Raw genomic sequence first — 18,562 nt, forward strand, 5'->3', positions numbered from 1 at the left:
GTCATGACTGCGCGAGTACGGCAACAGGGCTGGCGAGCAGACTCAGGCCTGCGAGCGCCAGCACCAGGCGGGGGCGGTACGGCAACAACAGCACCAGCAACAAGGCGCTGAGCATCAGTACTGCAAACCATTCGACCAGGCCCAGGCCCCAACCGATCCGGCTCACCAGCACCCATGGCGAAACAGCCAGCAGCGACCAACCGGCCAGCTTCAGGAGCTTGCGGCGACCCGCCGTGGGCTTGTGGCCGAGCAGTTCGGCGTGATGCCGGTCCATCGACAGACATAACACGGTAAAACCGCTGTAGCAGAGCAACAGGGCCAGCAGCATTCAGTTCGCCTCTCGCTCTAGGGTGACGGCAGGTGCACGCTGGCGGGTGGTGGTTGCAACCCGGCCGCTGCGGCGCATTTTCCATGCGGCCCAGGCCAGGAACAGGCCGCTACCCAGGCACGCCAGGTCAAATCCGGCCATCGCCCAATCACCTTGGGTCAGGGACGCTACGAGGTGATGCGAGGTGGTCAGCGCATTGAGCAGTGGAATGCCGCAGAACAGCAGCGCAGCCAGAATCAGTTGCTCAACCCAGGCGGTGCGCCCGGGGCGGGTCCCGGCATGAATCACACTCAAGCCCCACAGGATAAAGAAGCTGTTGATCTCCCAGTCCGCTCGGCCAGTCATTTGCACTGGCAGCAGGCGGTTGGCCCAGAAGAACGCCGCCACCGCGACCGTCAGCCCGGCCATGCTGGCAATGTTCAGGACTTCCACCAGCCGCAACTCGAACGGCATCACGCCACTCTTTGCATGCTTGAGTTGGCGCTTGCCTAGCCAGATCACCAGCCCGGTGCCAATCACCGCCGTGCTCGCCAGGCCGCAGATAAAGTACAGCCAACGCAATACCGGGCCGGCAAAACGGCCCATATGCAAGCCGTAGAAACTCCCGGCGACAGCCATCGCCGCCGGTTGCTCAGGCGTGGCACCGAGCAGTTGGCCGGTCACACCATTGAAGGTCACGGCACTGCTCACATCGTGCACTACCCGATCGGCAGCGTCTCGCACCAGCACTACCGAGGCATTGGCATCTCCCGGATTATTCACCGTCAAGCGCGCCACACGCCCTCCGGCCCACTGCTCCCGCGCCCGCTCCAGCAGCGGCGCCATCGGTGCCAACTGACCGGGGGCACCGGCGAGCTCCGGCGTGCTGGAGGCAGGAAAGACCTCATCGTAGAACGCCCGCACATCACCTTTATAGGAAGCGAGAATGCTCGCCGGCATGACCATCGCCATGAAAATCACCAGGCTGCTATAGCTGATCATCAGGTGAAAAGGCAGCACCAGCACACCCACGGCGTTGTGGCCATCCAGCCACGAACGCTGGCCCTTGCGCGGGCGGAAGGTGAAGAAGTCCTTGAAGATTTTCTTGTGGGTGATGATCCCGGTGATCAAGCCGACGAACATCACCATGGCCGCGATCGTCGACAACCAGCGGCCCCACGGATGGGGCATCTGCAGCTGGAAATGGAAGCGATAGAAGAAGTCGCCGCCACGGGTCTCCCGCTCCTGCACTTCTGTGCCGGTTTGGGGGTCGAGGCTTTTTTCACTGAACTGGCCACGCTCACCGCGCTTGGCGGGCGACTGTTGCCAGCGCACCGTCAGTGCCGGTTGACGAGCGCTCGGCAGGTCGATCAGCCAGCGCGAAGCTCCCGGTGCGTGCTCCTGCAGGTAGTGCTGGGCAAGATCGAGGCTGTGTTGCGACGAGACCGAACGCGTCGGAATCTCCGGCTGCATCCAGTGACTGATCTCGTCGTTGAAGTAAGCGAGTGTGCCGGTCAGGAAAATCGCGAACAGCAGCCAGCCGAAGAGCAACCCGGTCCACGTATGGACCCAGGCCATGGCCTGACGAAAGCCTTCCTTCATGCTCGCCCCATCCAGTAAGCCACACCGGAAACTGCCGCCAGCACCAGGGCTGGAACAATCAAGCCGTACCAGGCCTGCCACGCACTGCGGCAGGCAAAGCACCACAGCACGGCGCACAGGTACACCAGAAACGAGATCATCATCCCGGTCACCACCGCTTCGGCGCGCGGCATCGGCAGACAAAGGGTCACGCTGACACTGGCCAATGCGGCGACCACATAGCCACCCACCACGGCGGCAAGCACCCGCGAAGTGACCGCCAGTCGATAGGAAACGGGGAGCGCTCTGGTTTTGACTTTCATGTTTCGGCCTTGAAACAGTGGAGCTGCGCGATCATCACGCGGCTAAGCAGGCGCCAATAATAATGATAAATATTCTCATACGCAAAAGAGTTCGATGAAGCTTGAGTCTGCTGTGTGCTTCTGTAGGAGCGAGCTTGCTCGCGAAAAACCTGAGAACGACGCGGGATAACAGATCCCTCACCTTATCGCTAACGCCCGGACCGCCCCCGAAGCAAGCTCACTCTCAGAAATGTCCGCGCCCCACCCAAATAAAAACGGGCCTGCATATGCAGGCCCGTTTGTCGTTGGCTGGAAAAAGATCACATCAGGCGTCAGCCGTTTTGCGCAGCCTGTTCGTTCTCGAGAAACTCGTCTTCGAGCAGTGCATCAGCCTGAACCCTTTCGAACGGCACGATCGCGGCGCGTGGTTTGCCCCGCAGTTTGCCGAACAGGTGCTCGAGCGCATGTTCGAGTTTTTCCGCCGCACCATCGATGGCTTGCTCCAGGGTGTCGGCTTTGTGGGTTACGGAAATCGGTTGATGGCCTTTTGGCCGCGCTTCCAGCTGGCAGCGCATATCGTGGGGACCGGGCTTGTCGCCGTTCTCGTCCCGCAGATGAACCTCGACACGGGTCAGGTCCTCTTCATAGCGTTCGAGCGTGCTCTCAATGGTAGTACGTACCCACTCCTCCAGTCGGATGCTGCTTTGAATATGGTTATCACTGTTGACTTGGATTTGCATAGTTCATCCCTTATTTCAGCTAGCTCGCGAGAGGCCTTAAGGCTAGCCCTTGGGCGTCATCACCGTGACCTCTTACTTACACAATCAGGCTGGCGGAAGAACATTTCAACCCCTAAAAAAAGATAAATATCTATTCGCAAAAAAAGCCGGACAACCGCCAAAAGCACTGTTAAGGTCGGGAGTTGGGTAGCCAGGCTCCAGCCCCCCAGGCTGTTCACATCTGCCGCTCGCCCAGCGGGTGCAGGCTTCGAAAGACCCCCGCCTCTTCCACCAGCCAGTCATGTACCGCCCGCACGCCCGGGTGACTCAGCGCCCCAGGCGCATAGAGCAGCACGTAGCGTTTATGGTTGGGCACCGCCAGACCAAACGGCACGATCAAGGTGCCGCGTTCCAGTTCGTCATTGAGCAAGGTACGCCGCGCGATCGCCACGCCCATGCCGGCAATCGCCGCTTCGATGGTCAGGTGGTTGCGGTTGAAGGTATGCCCGCGCCGCACGTCTGCGCCTTCAAAGCCGATGGCGTTGAGGTAAAACTCCCATTCCGCGTATTCATAGCTGCCGCGCCAGGCGGTGATGTCGTGCAGCAACGGAAAGTGCAGCAGGTCCGCCGGGCCGTGCAGCGGCGGGCGGCCGCGCAACAGGCCCGGGGCACAGACCGGGAAAATCTGCTCGTCCAGCAGAGTTGTGGATAACAACCCTGGGTAGCTGCCGTCGTTAAGGTCGATCGCCAGGTCGAAGTCGCCTTCGTGCAACGGCACGCTGCTGTCCTCGGCCACCAGCCGCAGCTGAATATCCGGAAAGCGCTGCTGCAAACGCGGCAGCCGAGGCGTCAGCCATTTGCTGAGGAACGATGGAATCGAGCGCACCCGCAGGATGCCACTGATCATTCCGGCGTCCAGTCGTCGCAATTCCGCATCGATGCTGCCGTACGCTTCGTTCACGGTAATGGCCAATCGCTGGCCTTCTGCGCTCAATTCAACGCCCCGGGCACGTCGATGAAACAGCCGGAATCCGAGGCGCTCTTCCAGTTGCCGAATCTGCTGGCTGACTGCACCCGGCGTGATATGCAGCTCTTCGGCACATCGGGTAAACGACAGGTGCCGCGCGGCACAGGAAAATACGTGCAACCAGACGTAAGTCTGAGCATGCAATTGACGACTCATCGTTTAGTCCTGCTAAAGGCTTGAGTAGGAAATTTCGTTGGTCTTGTAGGACCGAGGTGGGCAGTATCGCCGACATTGCGCTTGTCCTACAAAAATGGCAGCGATTTCTCTTCCATTGCTTGTATAGGCTTTAGCATGGCTATCAGTGTATTTGATCTCTTCAAAGTCGGCATCGGCCCGTCCAGCTCCCACACCGTCGGTCCCATGCGCGCTGCGGCAACCTTCGCCCAGAGCCTGCAGGACCAGAATCTGCTCGACGCCGTTCGTCGTGTGCAAATTCGCCTCTATGGCTCCCTGTCGGCCACCGGCGTCGGCCATGCCACCGACCGCGCGTGCGTGATGGGGCTGATGGGCGAGTGGCCAGACAGCATCGATCCGAACTGCATCGAAGACCGGATCAACACACTGTTGAAAACCCGCGAGCTGAAGCTGGCCGGGAAAACCACCATAGCCTTCGACTGGCAAACCGACCTGCTGCTGCTCGACGAGAGCCTGCCTTACCACCCCAACGCGATGTCCCTGACCGCCTTCGGCGAAACCGGCGAACTGGCCGAGCAGACGTATTACTCGATAGGCGGCGGTTTCATCATCGAGGCGGCCGAGGCCGAGTCGGGCATCGCACCGTCCAGCGACGTCGTATTGCCTTACGACTTCTCCAGCGCCGCCGAATTGCTCAAGCTGTGTAACCAGAACGGCCTGCGGGTTTCCGAGCTGATGATGGCCAACGAACTGGCCTGGCGCAGCGAAGCCGAGATTCGCCAGGGCCTGCTGCATATCTGGTCGGTGATGCGCGAATGCGTCGAGCAAGGCCTGCGTCACGAGGGCATCCTGCCGGGCGGCCTGAACGTGCCACGTCGGGCGGCGAAATTGCACCGTGCCCTGCTGGAAATCGGCAAGCCCAATGTCATCACTTCCACGCTGTCCGCTATGGAGTGGGTCAACCTGTTCGCCCTCGCCGTCAACGAAGAGAACGCTGCCGGCGGGCGCATGGTCACGGCGCCGACCAATGGCGCGGCAGGGATCATCCCGGCGGTGCTGCACTACTACATGAAATTCAATCCGGAAGCGTCCGATGACGACGTGGTCGCCTTTTTTCTCGGCGCGGCTGCGGTAGGCATTCTGTGCAAGAAAAATGCGTCCATCTCCGGTGCCGAAGTCGGCTGTCAGGGAGAGGTCGGATCTGCCTGCGCCATGGCGGCTGCCGGCTTGGCGGACGTGCTGGGCGCGACGCCGGAGCAACTGGAGAACGCGGCCGAAATCGGTCTGGAACACAACCTTGGCCTGACCTGCGACCCGGTGGGCGGACTGGTTCAGGTGCCCTGCATCGAACGCAACGCGATCGCCGCCGTCAAGGCGATCAATGCCACGCAAATGGCGCTGCGCGGTGATGGCAAGCACTTCATTTCCCTCGACCGGGTCATCCGCACCATGCGCGATACCGGCGCCGACATGCACGACAAATACAAAGAGACTTCACGGGGCGGCCTGGCCGTGAGCTGGGTGGAGTGCTGAGGAGCATTCCCTGACCGCCCGTACCACGTGAGCCCGAGCAAGAACAATAACGAGGCCAATACGATGACCGATGTACGTACACCTGCTGCCGAAAATCCTGCTGTAGAAGTAACACGCGACACCGCGACAGTCAGCAAAGGCTGGAGTAAACACGACACCACCTGGATGCTCGGCCTCTACGGCACGGCGATCGGCGCTGGCACCCTGTTCCTGCCGATCAACGCCGGAGTCGGTGGTTTCTGGCCCCTGCTGATCCTCGCAGTGCTGGCGTTCCCGATGACCTTCTTCGCACACCGTGGCCTGACCCGCTTCGTGCTGTCCGGTCGCTCTGGTGACATCACCGAAGTGGTGGAGGAACACTTCGGCATTGGTGCCGGCAAGCTGATCACCTTGCTGTACTTCTTCGCGATTTTCCCGATTCTGCTGGTGTACAGCGTCGCGCTGACCAACACCCTGAGCAGCTTCATGGAACACCAGCTGCACATCGCCCCGCCGCCGCGCGCCATCCTGTCGCTAGGGTTGATCCTAGGCCTGATGGCCATCGTTCGCTGCGGCCAGGGCGTGATCGTCAAATGCATGAGCGTGCTGGTCTACCCTTTCGTCGCCGCATTGCTGCTGCTCGGTATCAGCCTGATTCCGAACTGGAACGGCGCGTTCTTCGCCACCGCCAGTGAAGGCATGCCGATGCCGCTGTTCTTCCAGACCCTGTGGCTGGCAATCCCGGTGATGGTGTTCTCGTTCAACCATTCGCCGATCATCTCGGCCTTCGCGGTGGATCAGAAACAGCGCTACGGCGAACAGGCCGAAGCCAAGAGCAGCGGCATTCTCGCCATTGCTCACGCAATGATGGTCGTGACGGTGATGTTCTTCTGCTTCAGCTGCGTGCTGGCGCTGTCCCCGGCTGACCTGGCGGCGGCGAAGGCACAGAACATCTCGATCCTGTCTTACCTGGCCAATCACTTCCAGACGCCAGTGATCGCTTACGCGGCGCCATTGATTGCCTTGGTGGCGATCACCAAATCCTTCCTCGGCCATTACATCGGCGCCAGCGAAGGTTTCCAGGGCCTGATCGTGAAGAGCCTGCGCGGCCGTGGCAAGGTCATGTCCGCCAGCTGGCTGAACCGCGCGACAGCAGTGTTCATGATCCTCAGCTGCTGGGCAGTGGCGACGTTCAATCCGAGCATCCTGGGCATGATCGAGACACTCGGCGGCCCCATCATCGCGTGCCTGCTGTTCCTGATGCCGATGTACGCCATCCGCCGCGTACCGGCATTACGCCAGTATTCGGGCCAGGCTTCGAATGTGTTCGTGGTATTGATCGGCTTGATTGCACTGTCTGCGATCATCTTTTCATTCCTGCCCTGAATCGGGCGGAAATCGCCTGAGGCTGCAGGTGCGCGCTTGCTCCGGGCGGCGATCAAGGATGATCGTCAACGCGGGGGAAAGCTTGCAGCCCGCGCCGTTCTCGGGTTCTTCGCGAGCAAGCTCACTCCTACACGGTTGTGCTTTTGTTCGACAATCTTTCCGGCATGCCGCTTGCTACGTTCCCCGAGAGAGATCGCGAGCGGCCAGCCGATGGTCCGGTAACGCGAACCAACCCGATCATGGTCGGTCAACAACTGCACGTTCAATCAGGCGGTGACGCATCATGGACAATCCTTTTCAGCTCATTACCGATGCCTTCGCGCCGGATTACCAGATCAACCTGAGCATTCAGGGGCTCGACGGCAGCATCATGCTGACGCTGTCCAACAGTGGTCGCGTGGTGGCCAAACGGATGATCAGTGCCGAACAGCGCAATGATCCCAAGCGCCTCAAGCGCCTGGTGCAAAGCATTCAGTTCGGCATCGCCATAGAGCAGGGCCACAGTGCCGTGGCCATTCTCGAAGCGATGACTGACGGCGACAACCGGACGCTGCCACCGCCACCAGCCAAGGGCTTGCCGCGTCCGGCGATCGGGCTTTAAAGCTCGCCCTTTTCCACTTCGGGATGCTCGCTGGAACCCGCGCCGACCTTGCGCTGCGGGTGCTCGATTTTCACCGAAGGGAATTGCGAGGAGGCGTACCGCACCACCAGAATCGCGAACGCCAGCAGCAGGATGCCGCCGCACAGGTAGATGATGCCAATATCCGGTGGGTTGTGATGCGACACGTTGGAAATCAGCAGGCGAGTCAGTGCGGTGATGGCCACGTAGATCAGGAAGCGTACCGGCATGTGGTTGGTCTTGAAGTAGATCCCGACCATGGCGCCCAATTCCAGGTAGATGAACAGCAGCAGGATGTCATCGATCTTGATGTGTCCCTTGTCCAGCATTCCCAAAAATTCCATCACCGCCGCCCAGGCGGTTACTGCTCCAATGGCGAACAGTGCCAGGTAGTGGAAGCTTTCGACGAACAGGTTACCCAGGGATTCGGCCAGTTGGTGCACGTTCTGCCGCAGTTTCTCGGCCCAGTTGATTTTCACGGTGGTTCTTCCTTAGGTCGGTTTGACCGGATGATGCGGTTTTGACGTGACGGTTGTTTGGCATGCAGAAAAAAGGCCAGGGGTGAGAAGTGAGATGTTGGCTGGGGGATTTGAGGCACTTTGGGGTTGTGGGAGCCGGTCGTGGGAGCAAAGCTTGCTCGCGATGGCGATTTGGCATTCAACACTGATGGGGACTGGTATCCCGAATCGCGAGCAAGCTTTGCTCCCACAGGTACCTCCCTATAGCCCACCCCCAGCCAAAACGCAGCTACAGTGAAATGTCACTACCCAAATCGGCAGGATTCGCTTATCCTTTTAGCTGTATATAAATACAGTGGTCGAATACGACAACTTAATGTGAAGGCATGTGAGGTGGTGAATGGCCGTCGAAGTGGTATACCGCAGCAGCCGAGATCTGGAGCGCTTGTTCATGGATAAAGCCGAAGCTGACCGTCATGACAAAATGCTCGAACTCGCCGAATTGCTGGCTGAAGTGTTGCAAAAAGCCGTTCCGTCCCTGACCGAACAGCAAGTGGAAGAAGCCGGGATCTACATGGCGAAGAACCGCGACGTGTTCGCCAAGGCCTTCAAGAGCCAACCGGACGCCCTGTCCGAACTGTTGAGCGCGCCTGCCGAAGTGGTTGCCCCCGTTGAAGTAGCGCAAGAACCTGAAGCTGTTGAACCCGATGCCCCCGCCAAACCTGCAAAGGCGGCAAAAGCACCAAAGTAAACAGCGCCCGAATTGAACAGGCCCTGAGTCCAGCGACTCAGGGCCTTTTTCATGCCTGGGCATCAGCGATACAACACCCGCTCCGCCAGCTCATCCGCCACCCGCGCAGGGGAACGCTTTTCCGCCTGGGCATGGGCGAACACCTCGGTAAGACGGGAGCTGATTTTCGACAGGTGCGCGGTGATGGTGGTCAGCTCTTCACCACGGTGCTTGAGCGAGACGTAGATCAAACCGCCGGCATTGATCACATAATCGGGGGCGTACAAAATCCCCCGCCGCTCAAGCAAGTCGGCGACTTCGACATGGGTCAGCTGATTGTTCGCCGAGCCCGCCACCGCCGAGCAGCGCAATTGCGACACGCTGTTGCTGTTAAGGACGCCGCCCAGGCCGCATGGCGCGAGGATATCGCAGGGCGTACTGAGCAATGCATCGTTGGCGATTGGATGAGCGCCCAGTTGCTCCATCGCAAGCTGGACCTTGCCGTGGTCAATGTCGCTCACCAGCAGTTCAGCGCCGGCCGCATGCAGCTGTTCCGCCAACGCGTAACCCACATTGCCCAACCCCTGGATTGCCACGCGCAGGCCTTCAAGGTTATCGCTGCCCAGGCGTGCCATTGCCGTGCTGCGAATACCGGCAAACACCCCCATTGCAGCATGTGGCGCGGGATCACCGGCCGAGGTGGTGCTGGTGACATGCTGGGTCTGCTGGGCGATGCAATCCATGTCGGCTACCGAAGTGCCGCTGTCGATAGCGGTGATGTAGCGCCCGTCGAGCTGGTCTACGCAACGACCGAACGCTTCAAACAGCGCGGCGCGGCTTTCCACGTGCATCGGCCGGATGATCACGGCGACTCCGCCACCTTGGGCCAGGCCGGCAAGCGCCGCTTTGTAGCTCATGCCCCGGGCCAGGCGCACAGCGTCCTCGACGGCGGATTCGTCGTCAGGATAGGCAAGGTATCGACATCCGCCAAGGGCCGGGCCCAGACGGCTGTCATGAATGGCAATGACCGCCTTCAACCCGGTGACCGGGTCGACGCTCAGATGCAGCGATTCAAGGCGATTGCTTTGCATGAGAGCGAACATCGTAAGGCTCCCGAAAATCACTTCTTGTAGTCGCCAGTATAGGCTCGCGCCTGAATTTTGCTGAAGCGCGCCGGAATAAGCAGCGCTGCGGCTCAGGCATTCGGACATAACCTTCCGGGGCACTGGACGAATGAGGGAGACGGGGCTAAAACGAGGCATGTCCCGGGAGATTTTGATGACGCCCCGCCAATGCTTCTTCGAGTGCCTGCAACGATCACCGCCCGCGCTGTTCGAAGCGGCGCTGTGGATCTGTGTCGAGCATGACCAGAAGCTGAACGTCGAATCCCTACTGGCTGGGTTCAGGGATCTGCAGCAACGGGTTAGCCATGGTTTGCCAATGTTGCCTGTGAGCGAGTTGGCGCAACCGTTGCTGCGCCGCATGAATGACCTGGGGTTTGCCCAGGACGACTTCACGCCGCTGCGTCCGCAGGCGGCATTGCTGGACAAGGTGCTGACACGCCGACGCGGACAACCCCTGGCGCTGGGCTTGATCGCGCTTGAGCTGGCCCGGCGCCTGGAAATACCGATGGTCGGGGTCAATTTCCCAGGGCATTTTCTACTGCGGGTTCCGGGCGCCGACCACCTGCTTGATCCTTGCGGCGGGCGGCGTCTGTACCCGAATGATTGCCGGGAGTTGCTGCATCGCCAGTACGGTCCGAACATGAAGCTGAGCGCCGAGCATCTGGTCACCGCCGAACCGTTGCAGATGCTGCAACGCCTGTCCCGCAACCTGCGCCAACTGCATCTGGCTCACGATGATTATATCGGTGCCCTGATCGACGCCGAGCGGGTACTGGAACTGGGCAACGCCAGCGCCGCCGACTACCTGGCCCGGGCGAGCCTGTATCAAAGACTGGACTGTCCCAACGCCGAACGCTTCGACCTGGAGCATGCATTGATGCTCAGCGAAGATCCGATCCAGCGGATTCGCCTGACCGAACGGCTGGGGCACTTGCCGCCGAACACCATCGTCCACTGACACCCAATCCTGTGGGAGTAAAGCTTGCTCGCGATGGCGTCGTGTCAGTAGACATTGATGTTGAATGACACCCCGCCATCGCGAGCAAGCTGTGCTCCCACAGGTTGCAGGATGCTTATATTGGCGTGTGCAGTCAGGGAGTATCCGGCTGATTGGCCGGGTGTGCCTTGATGAATGCCGGGTGAGCCGCTGCCAGCGCCGCCACCCGGCGAATACGTGGCCAGGCCTGCGGGGAGATGTTGAAGCGCTCAGCCGCATACAGCTGCGGTATCAGATAAACATCCGCCACCCCAGGTTGCGATCCGAAACAGTACCCCTCGTCACCAATCAACTGTTCAACGGTCCCAAGCCCCTGGCTGATCCAGTGCCCGATCCACTCGACTACCTGCTGTTCATCGTGACCCAACTGCCGAAGCCTGTTGAGCACGCTGACATTATGCAGCGGGTGCACATCGCAGCCGATCAGCGCCGCGACCCCGCGCTCATGAGCGCGAGCGGCCAGATCGGTGGCCAACAGCGGCACGTGTGGATAACGTTCCTCAAGGTACTCAATGATCGCCGGTGACTGGATCAACAGATCGCCTTCATCAGTGCGCAAGGCCGGCACCCGGCCTTGCGGGTTGAGGCCCAGATACAGCGCCTGGCGGTGCTCGCCCCCCGCCGGCGCGATCAGATTGATCGGCAGCGCCTGATAGTCCAGGCCCTTGAGGGCCAGGGCAATCCGCACCCGGTAGGACGATGTCGAACGGTAATAGGTAAAGAGTTCCATCGGCCGATCCTCTTAACGCGCCGGCAGCACTTTGCCGCGGCACTCGCCAAAACCGATGGAGGCAAACCCGTCGCGGCTGCAACGGGCGCGCAGGATGATCTCGTCACCGTCCTCGAGGAATTTACGCACCTCACCACTCGCCAGTTCAATCGGCTGTTTCCCGCCTTCGGTGATTTCCAGCAGGCTGCCGAACTGACCGTTCTTCGGGCCGGACAATGTGCCCGAACCGAAGAGGTCGCCCGCCTGCAACTGGCAGCCGTTGACGCTGTGATGCGCCACCATCTGCGCCACAGTCCAGTACATGTGCCGGGTGTTGCTCAGGGTCAGGCGATGGGCCGGCAGATTCTGCTCGCGCATCGCTTCGGTGAGCAGCAGGACTTCCAATTCAATGTCGAAAGCCCCGGCGGCCTGGTCACGCGGGTCGTACAGATACGGCAGCGGTTGCGGATCGCCTTTGGGACGTGCGGGCTGGGCACGGCGGAACGGCTCCAGTGCTTCAGCCGTCACCACCCAGGGCGAGATGCTGGTGATGAAACTTTTCGACAGGAATGGCCCCAGTGGCTGGTACTCCCACGCCTGGATGTCCCGCGCCGACCAATCGTTGAGCAGGCAGAAACCGGCGATGTGATCGGCGGCGTCAGCGATGGCGATCGAGTCGCCCATCTCGTTGCCCTGGCCGATCCAGATGCCCAGCTCCAGCTCGTAGTCCAGCCGTGCGCACGGACCGAACACCGGCTCGGCCTGCCCGGCAGGCAGGGTCTGGCCTTTCGGGCGCCGAACGTCGGTACCGGAGGGGCGAATGGTCGAGGCTCGACCGTGGTAGCCGATTGGCACGTACTTGTAATTCGGCAGCAGCGGGTTGTCCGGGCGGAACAGTTTTCCGACGTTTTGCGCATGCTCGATGCCCACGTAGAAGTCGGTGTAATCGCTGATTTTCGCCGGCAGGTGCATCACGCAGTTTGCCGCCAGCGGCAGCAGCCTCGCGCCCTGGGCTTCGATTTTGCCGTGCAGGGTGCTGCCTTCTGCCAGCAACTGCAGCAGCCGCTCGCGCAACGCCTTGCGCGCTGGCGTACCGGCCTGGAAAAAAGCATTCAGTTGCCCGCCGCAGGTGGCTTCGGCCGCCGCTTTGGCAGCGCCTTCGAACAGACCGGCATCCAGCGCCGCTTCCAGATCGAAGATGTGATCGCCGATGGCCACGCCACTGCGCAGTGCACCGCCGTCAATGCTGAACACGCCCAGTGGCAAGTTCTGCAGCGGAAAATCGACATGGTCGTTGGCCGAAGCAACCCAGCTGCGAGTAGTGGAAGTCTGAGTCATGGGTTATCTCCGGGTCGGGTCGAAAGTGGCGGGCAGCGTGGCCCAGCAAGTGTCGTAGTTTTTCTGTAATTGCGGGCACTCCAGGGCGAACCGGCTCGGGCGCAGGACCTGGCAGGTTTCGAACATGAAGGCCATGGTGTTATCGATTTTCGCCGGCGCCAGTTCAGCGTTGATTGCCCTGGTGCAGGTTTCGCCGTCGGGCCCATGGGCGCTCATGCAGCTGTGCAGGGACGCACCGCCCGGCACGAAACCTTCGGCCTTGGCGTCGTACTCGCCCTTGATCAGCCCCATGAACTCATTCATCAGGTTGCGGTGGAACCAGGGCGGACGGAAGGTGTTCTCGGCCACCATCCAGCGTGGCGGGAAGATCACGAAGTCGAGATTGGCCAGGCCGTGGGTGCTGGTGGGCGATGTCAGGACGGTAAAGATGGAGGGGTCCGGATGATCGAAACTGACGGTGCCGATGGTGTTGAACCGGCGCAGATCATATTTGTACGGCACGTTGTTGCCGTGCCAGGCGACCACGTTAAGCGGCGAATGATCGAGCTCGCAGCCCCACAGCTGGCCGAGGAATTTCTGCACCAGGGTAGTCGGCTGCTGGAGGTTTTCGTAATGCGCGACCGGCGCCAGGAAGTCCCGAGGGTTGGCCAGGCCGTTGCTGCCAATAGGCCCGAGGTCCGGAAGGCGCAGCGGCGCCCCATGGTTTTCGGCAATGTAGCCACGGGCCTGTGGGTCCAGCAGTTCGACGCGAAACTTCATGCCCCGGGGCAGCACGGCGATTTCCAGTGGCTCCAGCTCCAGCATCCCCAGCTCGGTGGCGATGCGCAGGCGACCCCTCTCGGGGACCAGCAGCAACTCACCATCAGCATTGAAGAACACGCGCTCCATGGAACGGTTGGCACGGTAGCTGTAGATGCTGATGCCGGACGGTTTTTCCGCCGCCGAGTTGGCCACCATGCTGACCAGCCCGTCGATGAAATCGGTCGGCTCATCCGGCATGTCCAGCGGGTTCCAGCGCAGGCGATTGGGCGTCACCTCGCCCAGCGGGCCGCCCGCCAGTTGGCGTTCAAGCTTGACGAATGCGGGATGATTGGCCGAGGGCTGGATGCGATACATCCACGTGCGCCGCGACTCGGCGCGGGCCATGGTGAAGGCCGTGCCAGACAGCAGTTCGGTGTACAGCCCGTACGGGGCTTTCTGCGGAGAGTTCTGCCCGATCGGCAAGGCGCCAGGCAGGGCTTCGCTGCTGAATTGGTTACCGAATCCGGACTGGTAGGCAGGCCCGGCTGCGGACGCGGTTGAATCGAGGTTCATGGAGCCTCCTGAACAGGGAGCAGGCCGTGGCCAGTCCTGCTTCGCAGAAATCTCGGCACGCCCGGGTTATTTTTATCGTAATTCGATTACGCATAACGTAATTTGATTGGTTTCTACCGTCAAGCTATAAAGACGCCCATTCGTAACAGGATCAGATCGCCCTCATGGAAACGCCGCGTAGCAACGACAAGCAGAAAGTCCGCTCGGCCGAGGTCGGCACCGACATCCTCAAGGCGCTCGCCGAGTTGTCGCCTTCGACTTCGCTGTCACGCCTGGCCGAACACGTGCAGATGCCGGCGAGCAAAGTGCATCGCTACCTGCAGGCGTTGATCGCCAGTGGTTTTGCCGAACAGAACTCCGCGACCAACCATTACGGCCTGGGCCGTGAAGCCCTTCGCGTGGGCCTGGCAGCCCTGAACAGTATGGACGTGCTGAAAGTCGGCGCCCTGCCCCTGGCCGACTTGCGCGACGAACTGAACGAAACCTGTTTCCTGGCGGTGTGGGGCAACCAGGGTGCGACGGTTGTGCACATTGAGCCCGCGGTTCGTGCCGTCACGGTGGTGACTCAACTGGGATCGGTGCTGCCACTGCTCAGTTCGTCCACCGGCCTGGTGTTTGGTGCCTACTTGCCCAAGCGCGAAACCGTGGATCTGCGCGAGATGGAGCTACAGGCAGGCAAGCCCCACCCGCTGGCGGACGATCAGGCCTACGTAACGCTGTGTGAACGCATCCGCGACCGCGGCCTGCATCACGTGCACGGGTTATTGATGCCCGGCGTCGATGCATTGTCGGCGCCGGTGTTCAACGCCGTGGGCCAGGTGGTGGCGGTGATGACCATTGTCGGCCCGGCGTCGTTGTTCCACGCCGATGAAGACGGCCCCGCAGCGCAGCGATTGCTGGCCGCTACCCGCGCCGTCAGCTGGCGCATGGGCTTTGAGCCCGCCCCTGCCCCGTGACCTCAGGATGAGGCAACCAGACTGACTGCTGACCTGGAACCGTACTCCAAGTTAAACGATGTCGGCGATCTGCCGTTGCTGCATCAAGCGCTGCGCATCGCGCAGCAGCACGAACGCCTGGGCGTCATCCGCCAAAAAGGATGGGTGGCCTGAGCGCCCAGGCTCCGCGCGGGGTATGCGGGGTGTATGGGGCGGTATCAGGGGCGTGGATGCGCCGCGCAGACACTGTTGCCGATGCTGCAACAGTGCATGTCGATAATCGCTATTTTTCCTTTGGGAACAAGGCTTTATTCTGGGTGGGCTTTCGGGGGAACAGGCTGGAGGCGCGGATCGATGGCGGTGTGTTGTTGTCCACTGCATCGTTGACCGGATTCAGATGAATTGAAGATTTTTCGGTTCATTGCACTGTGTACACAGACGTTGATTTGTAGCTCCTTGATCGAACGTCTTACTTTGGCCGCTGCGTTTGCAGCGGCCTTTTTTATGGCGTTTTTGTGGGAGCAAAGCTTTGCTCCCACAGGTGCGGCCACAGAGAAACAACCTGCGTTTACAACGAGTACTTCTGCAAATTCCCCATCATCTCCTTCAGCGCCTCGATATTATCCTTGGGATGTGCCGCCCCCTCGAAATCGCAAATCTGCTGCCAATTCGCCGCCACATCTTCCGGCGAGAACCCCACCCGCGGATCAAACCCGACGCCCAGGCTGCGTTCCCAGCGAACTTTGCCCATCCAGCCACCCCCTACCTCGAACAGCCCTGAAGTCTCCTGGCAGTTTTCACTGGCGAGGTACACCACCAGCGGGCTGACCAGCTCCGGCTTGAGTTGTTCGAACACTTGCGGCGGGATCAGGCCTTCGGTCATGCGGGTGCCGCCGGTGGGGGCGATGGCGTTGACCAGAATATTGTTCTTGCGACCTTCAATGGCCAGGGTGCGGGTCAGGCCGTAGAGGCCGAGTTTGGCCATGCCGTAGTTGGACTGGCCGAAGTTGCCGTAAATGCCGGAAGTCGACGCCGTGAAGATCACCCGGCCGTAGTTTTGCTCGCGCATGTGCGGCCAGGCCGCGCGGGTCACCTTGTAGGCGCCCTCGACGTGGACGCGGTAGACCAGGTCCCAATCGGCGTCTTCCATTTTGTGGAAGGTTTTGTCGCGCAAAATCCCGGCGTTATTGACGACTACATCGACCCGGCCGAAGGCGTCCATGGCGTGCTGGACGATTTTGTCGCCGTCAGTGACGGAGTCGTGGTTGGCTTCGGCGATGCCGCCCGCTTCGCGAATTTGCGCGACCACTCGATCAGCCGCCGAAGCGTTGGCGCCCTCCCCCTGGGCCGAACCTCCCAGGTCGTTAACCAGAACCTTCGCGCCCTGACTGGCGAACAGCAACGCGTGGGCGCGACCGAGGCCGCCGCCGGCACCGGTAATGATCACGACTTTATCTTCGAAGCGCACAGACTCACTCATGGGGGACAACTCCAGGCCAAAGGGACATGAGCCCGAGTGTCAGGCACGGGGCTGCGGGTCACAATGAAAACGGCTGGGGCTGAATAGTGCTCGATAAGGCAGGGGGATGATGCGTTAAAGCTCGCAGCCTTCGGCAGTTCCTGCAGAAACGCCGACAGCGATATTTACCGCAGATTTACGAACAGGCGACCTTGCGCGGCAGTAACACGCAATTGTCGCGGAACTCCAGGTAGTGCTTGAGCACCTGCGCAGGCGCTTCGATTTGTGGATAGTGACCAATACCGGGCAGCACGACCGTGTCGGGGTTGGGTATCAGCTGGCGATAGCGTTCGACCATGTGCCCGCCGGAAATGGGATCGGCCTCGCCATCGATCACTCGCATGGGCACTTCGTTGCGTTGCATGGCGGCGACCCAGCGATCACGCTGCGCGCGGCGCTCGGGAATGTAGCCAATGAGTTTGTGCATGATGCGCGGGCCACGGTTGCTTTCCACCAGACTCCAGAAGTCGTCCATCTCGCTCTCGCTCGGGCCACTGTGAGGGCCGAAGACATGCCGGAAACTCTTCACCAGCGCGTCCCGGTTAAAGGCCCGCCCGATCATCCAGCCCAACGGGCTGAGCAGCAGTTTCTGTACCAGCAAGGCACGATGGGTTTCAGGAAACAGGCCGCCATTGAGAAATACGCAGCTGGCCAGCTCGATGCGCGTCTCGTGGTGCCGCGCCAACAGTTCCTGGGCAACGCTGTCACCGTAATCGTGGGCAAGCACATGCACCGGGTCTGCGACTTGCAAGTGCGCGAGCAGCGCTTGCTGCAAGTCGGCTTGCTCCAGCAGGCTGTAGTCATGCTGGGTGGGCTTGGCAGAATCACCGAAGCCGAGCATGTCGCAGGCAATCACCCGGTAACGCTGGGCCAGTGGCGGCCACAGGCAATGCCAGTCCCAACTGGCGGTGGGAAAACCATGGATGAGCAGCAACGGCTCACCCTGCCCCGCCGTCCAGTAACGGATGTGATGGCCACGGAAAATGAAGGTCTGGCCACGTTTGCGCCAGACGCACAGCGGAATCTCGGCGAGTGCCATCAGAGTTTATAACCCGGGTCGAGTTGATCGAGTTTGCGCAGCAACGCTGGCCAGGCCAGTGCACCACCCATCCCTTGAGCACTTTTGGTCACACCCGCAATCATCGCCTTGGCCCCAGCCAGAATCTGCGGCTCGATGGCGATCAACTCGGCCCCACCGTTTTGCGCCAGCACCTGGATATCGCAGGCGCGCTGGAAGATGAACATCATCAGGAAGGTATCGGCGATGCTGCTGCCACAGGTCAGCAGGCCATGGTTGTGCAGCATCAGGAAATTGTTCTGACCAAGGTCGGCTTGCAGTCGCGCTTTCTCCTCATGGTTGAGCGCGACACCTTCGTAAGCGTGATAGCCCAGGCTGGACAAGACGAACAGCGACTGCTGGCTGATCGGCAAAACGCCCTGCTTCTGCGCCGACACCGCGACACCGGCCGCCGTATGGGTGTGCAGCACGCACACCACGTCGTGACGCACTTCATGCACGGCGCTGTGGATGGTGTACCCCGCCGGATTGATCTCGTAGGGGCTGTCCATCAACTTGTTGCCGGCCTGATCCACCTTGACCAGGCTCGACGCAGTGATCTCGTGAAACATCAGCCCGAAAGGGTTGATCAGAAAATCTTCAGTGCCAGGCACTTTGGCAGAAATGTGCGTGAAGATCAGGTCATCCCAGCCATGCTGGGCGACCAGCCGATAACAGGCGGCCAGATCAACGCGAGCCTGCCATTCGGCGGCGCTGACCTGATCTTTGACGTTAGGCGGTGACGAGACGGGGGCTACGCTCACGACAAGGAACTCCTGTTCTTATTGTTCTG

18 protein-coding genes and 1 pseudogene are annotated in these 18,562 nt (G+C 60.8%); 6 read left to right on the forward strand and 13 right to left on the reverse strand.

Annotated elements, in window-relative coordinates; genetic code table 11:
- Position 1 precedes the first annotated feature (1 nt).
- The 5 genes from UB23_RS21995 to UB23_RS22015 form a co-directional block, all read right to left on the reverse strand.
- The gene (locus UB23_RS21995) at positions 2-328 is read right to left on the reverse strand and encodes a DUF3325 domain-containing protein (protein ID WP_045061396.1); all 327 of its coding nucleotides are present in this window, start codon (positions 326-328) and stop codon (positions 2-4) included.
- A complete protein-coding gene (locus UB23_RS22000; RefSeq protein ID WP_045061397.1) occupies positions 329-1,909 on the reverse strand; it encodes a PepSY-associated TM helix domain-containing protein in 1,581 nt (526 codons plus the stop codon).
- A complete protein-coding gene (locus tag UB23_RS22005) occupies positions 1,906-2,211 on the reverse strand; it encodes a DUF3649 domain-containing protein (RefSeq protein WP_045061398.1) in 306 nt (101 codons plus the stop codon). The genes UB23_RS22000 and UB23_RS22005 overlap by 4 nt, the downstream gene beginning before the upstream one ends.
- A 311-nt stretch (positions 2,212-2,522) precedes the next feature.
- Entirely contained in the window at positions 2,523-2,930 is a 408-nt protein-coding gene (locus UB23_RS22010; RefSeq protein WP_045061399.1) for an HPF/RaiA family ribosome-associated protein, read from the reverse strand.
- A 214-nt stretch (positions 2,931-3,144) separates the two neighbouring features.
- Positions 3,145-4,092: a LysR substrate-binding domain-containing protein gene (locus tag UB23_RS22015; protein WP_045061400.1), complete on the reverse strand. Its 948-nt coding sequence runs from the start codon at positions 4,090-4,092 to the stop codon at positions 3,145-3,147.
- Positions 4,093-4,227: 135 nt separating this feature from the next.
- Here UB23_RS22015 and UB23_RS22020 point away from each other — a divergent pair, with 135 nt between their 5' ends.
- The 3 genes from UB23_RS22020 (at position 4,228) to UB23_RS22030 (ending at position 7,570) form a co-directional block, all read left to right on the forward strand.
- Positions 4,228-5,604 carry an L-serine ammonia-lyase gene (locus UB23_RS22020; RefSeq protein WP_045061401.1) on the forward strand — a complete coding sequence of 459 codons (1,377 nt, stop codon included), beginning with the start codon at positions 4,228-4,230 and terminating at the stop codon, positions 5,602-5,604.
- Positions 5,605-5,667: 63 nt separating this feature from the next.
- A complete protein-coding gene (locus UB23_RS22025) occupies positions 5,668-6,969 on the forward strand; it encodes a serine/threonine transporter (protein WP_045061497.1) in 1,302 nt (433 codons plus the stop codon).
- A gap of 283 nt (positions 6,970-7,252) precedes the next feature.
- Positions 7,253-7,570, forward strand: a complete 318-nt coding sequence (locus UB23_RS22030; protein WP_045061402.1) for a DUF3509 domain-containing protein — start codon at positions 7,253-7,255, stop codon at positions 7,568-7,570.
- Here the strand turns inward: UB23_RS22030 and UB23_RS22035 are convergent.
- On the reverse strand, positions 7,567-8,067 hold the full coding sequence (locus UB23_RS22035; RefSeq protein WP_045061403.1) for a phosphate-starvation-inducible protein PsiE: 501 nt from the start codon (positions 8,065-8,067) through the stop codon (positions 7,567-7,569). The two genes, UB23_RS22030 and UB23_RS22035, sit on opposite strands and share 4 nt — an antisense overlap.
- A gap of 379 nt (positions 8,068-8,446) precedes the next feature.
- On the opposite strand from UB23_RS22035, the pseudogene UB23_RS22040 reads away from it, so the two are divergent.
- Positions 8,447-8,701, forward strand: a pseudogene (locus UB23_RS22040) (YebG family protein); the annotation flags it as partial.
- A 158-nt stretch (positions 8,702-8,859) separates the two neighbouring features.
- Here UB23_RS22040 and UB23_RS22045 read toward each other — a convergent pair.
- On the reverse strand, positions 8,860-9,879 hold the full coding sequence (locus UB23_RS22045; RefSeq protein ID WP_045061405.1) for a Glu/Leu/Phe/Val dehydrogenase family protein: 1,020 nt from the start codon (positions 9,877-9,879) through the stop codon (positions 8,860-8,862).
- A 175-nt stretch (positions 9,880-10,054) separates the two neighbouring features.
- Between UB23_RS22045 and UB23_RS22050 the strand changes: the two genes are divergently transcribed.
- Positions 10,055-10,858 (forward strand): SirB1 family protein, encoded by an 804-nt coding sequence (locus tag UB23_RS22050; protein WP_045061406.1) that lies wholly within the window; start codon positions 10,055-10,057, stop codon positions 10,856-10,858.
- A gap of 133 nt (positions 10,859-10,991) precedes the next feature.
- On the opposite strand, the gene maiA is transcribed toward UB23_RS22050, so the two are convergent.
- From maiA to hmgA, 3 genes are read right to left on the reverse strand one after another with little or no spacing between them, the layout of a single operon-like run.
- Positions 10,992-11,627 carry a maleylacetoacetate isomerase gene (gene maiA / locus UB23_RS22055; protein WP_045061407.1) on the reverse strand — a complete coding sequence of 212 codons (636 nt, stop codon included), beginning with the start codon at positions 11,625-11,627 and terminating at the stop codon, positions 10,992-10,994.
- A 12-nt stretch (positions 11,628-11,639) separates the two neighbouring features.
- Entirely contained in the window at positions 11,640-12,944 is a 1,305-nt protein-coding gene (fahA, locus tag UB23_RS22060) for a fumarylacetoacetase (RefSeq protein ID WP_045061408.1), read from the reverse strand.
- 3 nt (positions 12,945-12,947) lie between these two features.
- Positions 12,948-14,258, reverse strand: coding sequence for a homogentisate 1,2-dioxygenase (hmgA, locus tag UB23_RS22065; protein ID WP_045061409.1), 1,311 nt, complete (start codon positions 14,256-14,258; stop codon positions 12,948-12,950).
- A gap of 164 nt (positions 14,259-14,422) precedes the next feature.
- Between hmgA and UB23_RS22070 the strand changes: the two genes are divergently transcribed.
- Complete coding sequence (locus tag UB23_RS22070; RefSeq protein WP_045061410.1) at positions 14,423-15,214, forward strand: IclR family transcriptional regulator; 792 nt, start codon at positions 14,423-14,425, stop codon at positions 15,212-15,214.
- Positions 15,215-15,761: 547 nt separating this feature from the next.
- Here UB23_RS22070 and UB23_RS22075 read toward each other — a convergent pair.
- From UB23_RS22075 to UB23_RS22085, 3 genes are all read right to left on the reverse strand, one after another.
- Positions 15,762-16,673 (reverse strand): SDR family oxidoreductase, encoded by a 912-nt coding sequence (locus UB23_RS22075; protein ID WP_045061411.1) that lies wholly within the window; start codon positions 16,671-16,673, stop codon positions 15,762-15,764.
- A gap of 175 nt (positions 16,674-16,848) precedes the next feature.
- Complete coding sequence (locus UB23_RS22080; RefSeq protein WP_045061412.1) at positions 16,849-17,751, reverse strand: alpha/beta fold hydrolase; 903 nt, start codon at positions 17,749-17,751, stop codon at positions 16,849-16,851.
- Complete coding sequence (locus UB23_RS22085) at positions 17,751-18,533, reverse strand: class II aldolase/adducin family protein (RefSeq protein ID WP_045061413.1); 783 nt, start codon at positions 18,531-18,533, stop codon at positions 17,751-17,753. Before UB23_RS22085 ends, UB23_RS22080 begins: the two co-directional genes overlap by 1 nt.
- Positions 18,534-18,562: the final 29 nt, after the last annotated feature.

It is taken from the genome of Pseudomonas sp. ES3-33, from assembly GCF_000952175.1.
GTDB lineage: Bacteria > Pseudomonadota > Gammaproteobacteria > Pseudomonadales > Pseudomonadaceae > Aquipseudomonas > Aquipseudomonas gregormendelii.

Bases quoted from the DNA above. Each gene is read 5' to 3' on its own strand.
- UB23_RS22045 (WP_045061405.1), bottom strand. From the start codon at position 9,879: ATGTTCGCTCTCATGCAAAGCAATCGCCTTGAATCGCTGCATCTGAGC.
- UB23_RS22000 (WP_045061397.1), bottom strand. From the start codon at position 1,909: ATGAAGGAAGGCTTTCGTCAGGCCATGGCCTGGGTCCATACGTGGACC.
- fahA (WP_045061408.1), bottom strand. From the start codon at position 12,944: ATGACTCAGACTTCCACTACTCGCAGCTGGGTTGCTTCGGCCAACGAC.
- UB23_RS22020 (WP_045061401.1), top strand. From the start codon at position 4,228: ATGGCTATCAGTGTATTTGATCTCTTCAAAGTCGGCATCGGCCCGTCC.
- UB23_RS21995 (WP_045061396.1), bottom strand. From the start codon at position 328: ATGCTGCTGGCCCTGTTGCTCTGCTACAGCGGTTTTACCGTGTTATGT.
- UB23_RS22005 (WP_045061398.1), bottom strand. From the start codon at position 2,211: ATGAAAGTCAAAACCAGAGCGCTCCCCGTTTCCTATCGACTGGCGGTC.
- UB23_RS22080 (WP_045061412.1), bottom strand. From the start codon at position 17,751: ATGGCACTCGCCGAGATTCCGCTGTGCGTCTGGCGCAAACGTGGCCAG.
- UB23_RS22025 (WP_045061497.1), top strand. From the start codon at position 5,668: ATGACCGATGTACGTACACCTGCTGCCGAAAATCCTGCTGTAGAAGTA.
- UB23_RS22010 (WP_045061399.1), bottom strand. From the start codon at position 2,930: ATGCAAATCCAAGTCAACAGTGATAACCATATTCAAAGCAGCATCCGA.
- UB23_RS22050 (WP_045061406.1), top strand. From the start codon at position 10,055: ATGACGCCCCGCCAATGCTTCTTCGAGTGCCTGCAACGATCACCGCCC.
- UB23_RS22070 (WP_045061410.1), top strand. From the start codon at position 14,423: ATGGAAACGCCGCGTAGCAACGACAAGCAGAAAGTCCGCTCGGCCGAG.
- UB23_RS22075 (WP_045061411.1), bottom strand. From the start codon at position 16,673: ATGAGTGAGTCTGTGCGCTTCGAAGATAAAGTCGTGATCATTACCGGT.
- UB23_RS22030 (WP_045061402.1), top strand. From the start codon at position 7,253: ATGGACAATCCTTTTCAGCTCATTACCGATGCCTTCGCGCCGGATTAC.
- hmgA (WP_045061409.1), bottom strand. From the start codon at position 14,258: ATGAACCTCGATTCAACCGCGTCCGCAGCCGGGCCTGCCTACCAGTCC.
- maiA (WP_045061407.1), bottom strand. From the start codon at position 11,627: ATGGAACTCTTTACCTATTACCGTTCGACATCGTCCTACCGGGTGCGG.
- UB23_RS22015 (WP_045061400.1), bottom strand. From the start codon at position 4,092: ATGAGTCGTCAATTGCATGCTCAGACTTACGTCTGGTTGCACGTATTT.